The following is a 6,000-nucleotide window of genomic DNA, read 5'->3' on the forward strand; positions in this document are numbered from 1 at the left end:
AGAGATGACATAATCACCACTATCGGATTATCCGAAAAGCCACCCCTCCCAGTAAGCCACAAAATCAATTCCCCTCATAGTAGGGGATTTTCTAGTTAAAGGAGTCCCCATGGCAAGTGCATCAGGTGCGTTCAGTTCCTACCCGTCACTCCTGGCACTTCGCATCGAATGTTACGTAATAGCAACAGATGCAGCCAATAACCGCTCCCTCGTTCGCGCAGACGCATATATCGACTTCTCCGGCGGCAGTGCAACGTCCTACAACAACACCGTCTCAATCAACGTAAACGGTAACGCCAACTCTTGGAACATTGGCACACAGTCATACTCCGGCGCTGGTGCCCGTCTAGTCGTTAGCGGATTTGATACATGGGTTGGGCACGACACAAACGGATATCTCGGAAGTATCGGATTCTCAGCGAGCGCCTCCACCGGTGGTTGGGGTTCAGCCGGTGCAAGCAGCAGTCTCGGTGGGTTCACCGACTACGACCGCAAACCATCAAATCCCGGATCATGTACCGGATTTCTTAACTCTGACAAATCCGTCACTGTAAATGCTGGAAGCGTTTCCTCCCCAGCAGGAACACCCACGTTCTATGTGCAATATGCCTCAAGCACCGACGGCGGAGCAACATACGGCGCATGGACAGCACAAAACACCATGTCCAGCCAAGCCTTCACCTATACCGGTCTAACGTTCGGACGTAACTACAAGTTCCGCGTGTGGGCTACCAACAGTGACGGCACATCCGGATACACCGAATCAGCAGCGATATTCATACCCGTCGGAGTGAAAGCAAAAGTAAACAACGTATTCGTGAACTCGACGTCACTCAAAGCAAAAGAGAACGGCGTGATGGTTGAGAAGCGAACGCTCAAAGTCAAGACAGCCTCAGGCTGGGTAAACCCGGTATAGGAGAACAAATGTTATTGCCAGCAAACCCGGCAGCTGAACAAATCCAACGCCTAACCGAAATCAACACTGATATCGATAAGCAGATTCAACAGCTTCAAGAAACCCAGACGAAGAACACAGGAATTATTGAGGCGTTCACTCCTTCAGCGGAATGGGTCGAGATTCCAGACCCAGAGCCAGAAACTGTGCCGGAGGTTCCATCCCCTCTTGATGTCCCTGAGACGATAACTGATCCATACGCTGACGTACCAGAAATACTGAAAGCGCCTGCCAAGAAAAGCAAGAAACAGTAACGATTTAGTTAGCCCTTAGGGGCTTTCCGTATTTAAGGAGCAATTTTGGCTATCCTCAACAGTCCTCCAATGAGTTGGCAAGAGTTTAAGAACATTCCCAATGGCACAACTGTTTTCAATCACCTTGCAAGTGAGTGTGTGGCGTTAGCTAACCAATACACGGAGGGTGTTTTGGGTGCCGGGTTTGTGAACGTGAAGTTTGCACGGCATTGGATTGATAACCCGAATGTGCAGTCTGTTCACGGCTTCACACTCGTTCCTGTTACGGACGCTCGTGAGGGCGATATCTTCGTTGGTGTCGGTGGCCCTTATGACGGCTATTACGGACACATTGGTGTTGTTGTGCGTGGCTGGGATGGTTCCACATTCGGCACGATGGAACAAAACGTTGAAGGTCAGTATGTGTCGCGCCATAACCGTGGCGCTAACAACATTCTGGGTATTCTCCGCCCCGTAAACGCACCCGTATCAACTCCTGCATACACGACGCCTTCCGTTGGTTCACAGGGGGAGGGTATCCGTGCAGAAGGTGCCGACTGGACGTATTGGGTTCCTGGCACAAGCGACCAAATGACGGTACAGACCCGACTTGCAGAGCGTGGCTACTACACAGGCCCCATTGACGGGAACCTCGCTAGTGAAGCCTCAGTGCTCGCTATCAAGCTTGTCTGTGGAGACTTTGGATTCTTTGACCTGACCTATTGGAATAGCGAGATGAATAAGAATCTCTGCCACGGCATCCTCCTCATGGCGCAAGCGTATGGCGGATATTCAGGCCGTATGGATTGGCAGATTGACGGTCACGTGTGGGCTGCGTTCGATGGTGCAGTTGCGGCCGTTGTGCCTATTCCTACACCGCCAGCACCCACAGCTGAACCTGCCCCGGCACCTATCCCTGAGGTTGTTCCAGAGCCTACGAAAACCAAACCAACTGTGAAGCCAGAGAAGGCAGAACACAAACCCAAACCAGAGGAGAACAAAGTGGCAGAGACAACGCTCACCCCAGAGCAGATAACAGTAATCAACACCCGAAAAATGGCTACCGATGCCCAAATTCAGACGTTGATTGCTACCGCGAAAGAAATCCCCCTGGATGACCCCAACGCGCCAGTAATCCCAGACCACATCGCTAAGCCTCTCTGGCTGATTCTCGCCCTCGTATCCTCTTCAACCCCTTACGCTTTCGCCCTGACCGTCATCGACTGGGGAAACTGGGATGCAACAGTAGCAACGCAAGCAGCTGCGCTCATCGTTGCATGGTCTGGAACACTCGCATCCGTTCTTGGCCTGTCACGTTTCAGTAAATCAACTCCGAAGTAAACCGTGTCGGAAGATATAACGGTTGCACTCATAGCCGTCATGGGTTCTCTCGGAGTATCCATCATTGGCTTATTTGCTACCAGATCCAATGGCAAGAAAATCAACGCTATCCAAGCCGATACGAGAGCCTCACGTGCACAAGTCGAAAACTCTCACACAACAAACTTGCGTGTAGAGCAAGATGAACGCCACAGCGAAATGATGCTCCGTTTCGACGGAGTAGAGAACCGTTTCGATGGAGTTGAAAAACGTTTAGGGAACGTCGAATCAGATATTCGCGGAATCCGCAAAGATGTTGGACGGCTCGACAACAAAGGCGAAAAACTCGACGACCGAATCCATGACCTCGAAAACCGAGGTAATTAATGGACGATATTGAAACAGTTGGCGGTTACACAATTCCGTTAGACCCTATGGATCAGCTCCAGTGTGATTCCTGCCAGTAAAGAAACTAGCTCCCCCTATTCAGACATGTTCTGGGTAGGGGGCTTTCTTTCGTTTAACCTGTATCTATGACGCCACGAGAAATCCTTGCTTTCGCTGTCGAAGAATTGAAGGCTGAGTATGTACGTACAAGACGTGACCCTAGGCAGGAAGGCTTCAACAAGATTCGTGGCTACCACATCACACTTTTTGAAACGGTGCTGCAAACCGGGGGAGAAGTATCCGAGGAACACCGCAAACTAGCTATCGCCCTACTTGACGACTTGAAACGCGGCTGGAACCGAATTAGCCAATAACTGAAAGCTGGCAGGTTTCACACCACCACGCACCGAGCCGTGGCTTGCAACGAGTTCCACAGCTAGGACAGTCAGGGTCTGTAGCGAAATCATCAAGAAACGTCATAGCCAGACGATACAGACACCCACAAAATGATGCAGAAGTTATCCACAACCCACAGAAGTAAGTAACTCCACAGACTTCTCAGAACCCGGAACAGTCGGCAAAACACCTTTATCAGTCAAAGCCGAGACGGTAATCAACACAGACCAACCTTCACCGGCAGCTAGAAAATCACCAGGAAGAAGTTCTCCACTGCTACTTCTCGCATAAGTGAACTCTGCATCGCCAAGCTTCTCGAAGCAGTCTCCATAACGTTCTGATACTAGATCTATTACTTCAGCATCTGTTTGTGGTGCTGGCTGCCCTCCGTAAAGAGTTGGCGCTGGCTCTGGAGAAGCAGAACACCCTGCTAGAACGAGTGTGGAAACAGAAATGAGCACAATCTTCTTGAGCATGAAATTCCCCCTTGTTTAGAACATTATGCTTCAAGTTCACCCTGTAAGGGAAGAACGCCTGACATTGTTTGAGACATCATGTCTGCCATTTGAATATGGGCATCAGGCAAGAGGTGACCATAAACACCAATCGTTGTTGTGATGGACTCGTGCCCCATGCGTGCCTGAACGAACGGCAGAGGCGCTCCAGAGGCCACTAGCCACGACGCGTGAGTGTGGCGTAGGTCGTGCACTGTAGGGCGCTTAGTGAGGGGTTTCGCGCCAATAGTGGCACATTCCTCTTCATCCATCGCTTTAGCGACAGCAGGTAGCCAAACTCGTGAACGGAAAGTACCTGGCCAAAGATGAGTACCCGACTCTGGGCTAGGGAAAACAAGTTCATCACTGTTCCCCGGCTCTCCTAAAGCCGTAACAAGTTCATCCCACAGGGAAATAGTTCTAACAGCACGAGAGGACTTAGGGTGCTTCAACACAGGCGCACCTGTAGCTGACTTCTTCCACGCCTTATCAATACGGATTGTTGGAGGCTGAACATCAAAGTTGATATCACCCCATGTCACGGCAGTAGCTTCACCCCAACGGCAACCCGTACCGGCAAGGAATAGCAGGAACCGCTTGTAACGGTCGTCTGTGAAGTGTAGGAGCGTTGCAAAGTCTGTACGAGACAGAAACACGCCCTCATGCTTTATCCCTTTAGAAAGGCGCGTACGGAAAGCCACATTGTTTGGGATGATTCCCTCTTCAACAGCAGACTTCAAAACCGCACTCAACCCCGAATGATAATTCTTCATCGTCTTGGCAGAAATCGTCTTTCCCTTGTTGATTGTGGAATCTTGAGACTCCTGCCACGCAACCCACTTACCCACATCAGCCTTAGTAATAGCGCTGAGAGGATAGTCACCAAGAACCTGCAAGAAAGAACGCTCAGCGTTAGACATGTACCCGGCACGAGTACCTGGCTCAATACCGGTAATCAGACCAGACTCAGGGTCAAGATATTTCTCTGTGTACTCACGAAGAGTAGGCATGTCATCTGGGCGGCCAGAACGATGCTTACGAACATTACGTGCAGCATCACCGCCGACCTTCTCCACAAGTGAAGCGAACTGGTAAGCGCCAGTCTCATTATCGAAATTTTCTTGGCATTGCTTGTTCCCAATACGGAAACTAACGCGCCAAGTGATTGATCCACTGCGATTAGTACGGGGGCTTACGGAAGCCATTTAAACCAACAATCTGCCAACACGGTAGGCGTTCAATTCCTACTATGTTGGCAGATATGTTGGCTCGTAGCTAGTAAATCCGCTACTTTCCTTTATTTACTTGGGGTGAGTAACGGGCATCGATCCCGCGACCTCCTGAACCACAATCAGGCGCTCTACCAACTGAGCTATACCCACCATGTTGTGCTTCCGACGAATCAGCAACTCAATAATCTTACACGTTTCGCTCGGAGGCAAAAACTGAAGAATGAAGCTTAAGAGGTGTGCTTGGTGACGATGTCTGCAGAGATCTTCGCTGCTTCGTCACTGTTGGGTCCTGGTGCTGCGACCAGAAGAGCCTGACGGTAGTAGTCGAGTTCACGAATCGACTCTTGAATGTCTGCAAGAGCACGGTGGCCGCCATCCTTGCTGGGGGAGTTGAAGTAAACGCGGGGATACCAGCGACGAGCGAGTTCCTTCAAGGAGGAGACATCGATGTTGCGGTAGTGCAGGCGTGCATCGACAAGCGGCATGTAGCGCACAACGAAAGCACGGTCAGTACCGATCGAGTTGCCACACATCGGAGGCTTCTGCCCTTCAGGGACGTGCTCGTTGATGTAGGCCAGGACCTGAGCTTCAGCTTCCTCGAGGGAGACACCATGGGGGATTTCCTCAATCAAGCCTGAACTGGTGTGCATATTGGTGACGAACTCACCCATGTTCTCCAGTGCGGCCTGGCTGGGGTTGATCACGATGTCGAAACCTTCGTGAACTGCCTTGAGCTCGGAGTCCGTGATGATCACGGCTACTTCAACAAGCTCGTCAACATCGAGGTTGAGACCGGTCATTTCGCAGTCGATCCAGACCATGTACTCATTCGGTGTTCCCATGCCTCAATTCTAGGCGAGCCCACAGACAAAGATTCCCTGGCCGTATTGAACTGTCCCCCGAAAGTTGGACAGGTTAAATCCTAGGCGGCTCTTAACTGAAGGGCATGGTTCCGATATTGCATCGGGGTCATGCCCTTCAGT

At 50.9% G+C, this 6,000-nt stretch carries 8 protein-coding genes and 1 tRNA gene; 5 read left to right on the top strand and 4 right to left on the bottom strand.

All coding sequences use genetic code 11. From position 1 onward, the window contains the following. Positions 1–109: 109 nt before the first annotated feature. The 5 genes from M2118_RS02440 to M2118_RS02460 all read left to right on the top strand — a co-directional run bounded on the left by M2118_RS02440 (position 110) and on the right by M2118_RS02460 (position 3,269). Positions 110–916 (top strand): fibronectin type III domain-containing protein, encoded by an 807-nt coding sequence (locus M2118_RS02440; protein ID WP_280794367.1) that lies wholly within the window; start codon positions 110–112, stop codon positions 914–916. A gap of 8 nt (positions 917–924) precedes the next feature. After that, entirely contained in the window at positions 925–1,209 is a 285-nt protein-coding gene (locus M2118_RS02445; protein WP_280794368.1) for a hypothetical protein, read from the top strand. A gap of 69 nt (positions 1,210–1,278) precedes the next feature. Beyond that, positions 1,279–2,529, top strand: coding sequence for a CHAP domain-containing protein (locus M2118_RS02450; RefSeq protein WP_280794369.1), 1,251 nt, complete (start codon positions 1,279–1,281; stop codon positions 2,527–2,529). Between the two features lie 3 nt (positions 2,530–2,532). Beyond that, positions 2,533–2,895 (top strand): hypothetical protein, encoded by a 363-nt coding sequence (locus M2118_RS02455; RefSeq protein ID WP_280794370.1) that lies wholly within the window; start codon positions 2,533–2,535, stop codon positions 2,893–2,895. Positions 2,896–3,041: 146 nt separating this feature from the next. Next, positions 3,042–3,269, top strand: a complete 228-nt coding sequence (locus M2118_RS02460) for a hypothetical protein (protein ID WP_280794371.1) — start codon at positions 3,042–3,044, stop codon at positions 3,267–3,269. 144 nt (positions 3,270–3,413) lie between these two features. Here M2118_RS02460 and M2118_RS02465 read toward each other — a convergent pair whose 3' ends face one another. From M2118_RS02465 to orn, 4 genes are all read right to left on the bottom strand, one after another. After that, entirely contained in the window at positions 3,414–3,767 is a 354-nt protein-coding gene (locus tag M2118_RS02465) for a hypothetical protein (protein ID WP_280794372.1), read from the bottom strand. A gap of 23 nt (positions 3,768–3,790) precedes the next feature. Next, positions 3,791–4,990, bottom strand: a complete 1,200-nt coding sequence (locus M2118_RS02470; protein ID WP_280794373.1) for a tyrosine-type recombinase/integrase — start codon at positions 4,988–4,990, stop codon at positions 3,791–3,793. A 101-nt stretch (positions 4,991–5,091) separates the two neighbouring features. Further along, positions 5,092–5,167: transfer RNA gene (locus M2118_RS02475), tRNA-His, on the bottom strand. Positions 5,168–5,244: 77 nt separating this feature from the next. Beyond that, the gene (gene orn / locus M2118_RS02480; protein ID WP_280794374.1) at positions 5,245–5,859 is read right to left on the bottom strand and encodes an oligoribonuclease; all 615 of its coding nucleotides are present in this window, start codon (positions 5,857–5,859) and stop codon (positions 5,245–5,247) included. Between the last annotated feature and the right edge of the window lie 141 nt (positions 5,860–6,000).

The sequence above is a fragment of the Aurantimicrobium minutum genome (genome assembly GCF_029892845.1).
Lineage (GTDB): Bacteria > Actinomycetota > Actinomycetes > Actinomycetales > Microbacteriaceae > Aurantimicrobium > Aurantimicrobium minutum_B.

Coding starts and splice junctions, on each gene's coding strand:
- M2118_RS02450 (WP_280794369.1), top strand. CDS start 1,279: ATGAGTTGGCAAGAGTTTAAGAACATTCCCAATGGCACAACTGTTTTC.
- M2118_RS02440 (WP_280794367.1), top strand. CDS start 110: ATGGCAAGTGCATCAGGTGCGTTCAGTTCCTACCCGTCACTCCTGGCA.
- M2118_RS02470 (WP_280794373.1), bottom strand. CDS start 4,990: ATGGCTTCCGTAAGCCCCCGTACTAATCGCAGTGGATCAATCACTTGG.
- M2118_RS02465 (WP_280794372.1), bottom strand. CDS start 3,767: ATGCTCAAGAAGATTGTGCTCATTTCTGTTTCCACACTCGTTCTAGCA.
- orn (WP_280794374.1), bottom strand. CDS start 5,859: ATGGGAACACCGAATGAGTACATGGTCTGGATCGACTGCGAAATGACC.
- M2118_RS02460 (WP_280794371.1), top strand. CDS start 3,042: ATGACGCCACGAGAAATCCTTGCTTTCGCTGTCGAAGAATTGAAGGCT.
- M2118_RS02445 (WP_280794368.1), top strand. CDS start 925: ATGTTATTGCCAGCAAACCCGGCAGCTGAACAAATCCAACGCCTAACC.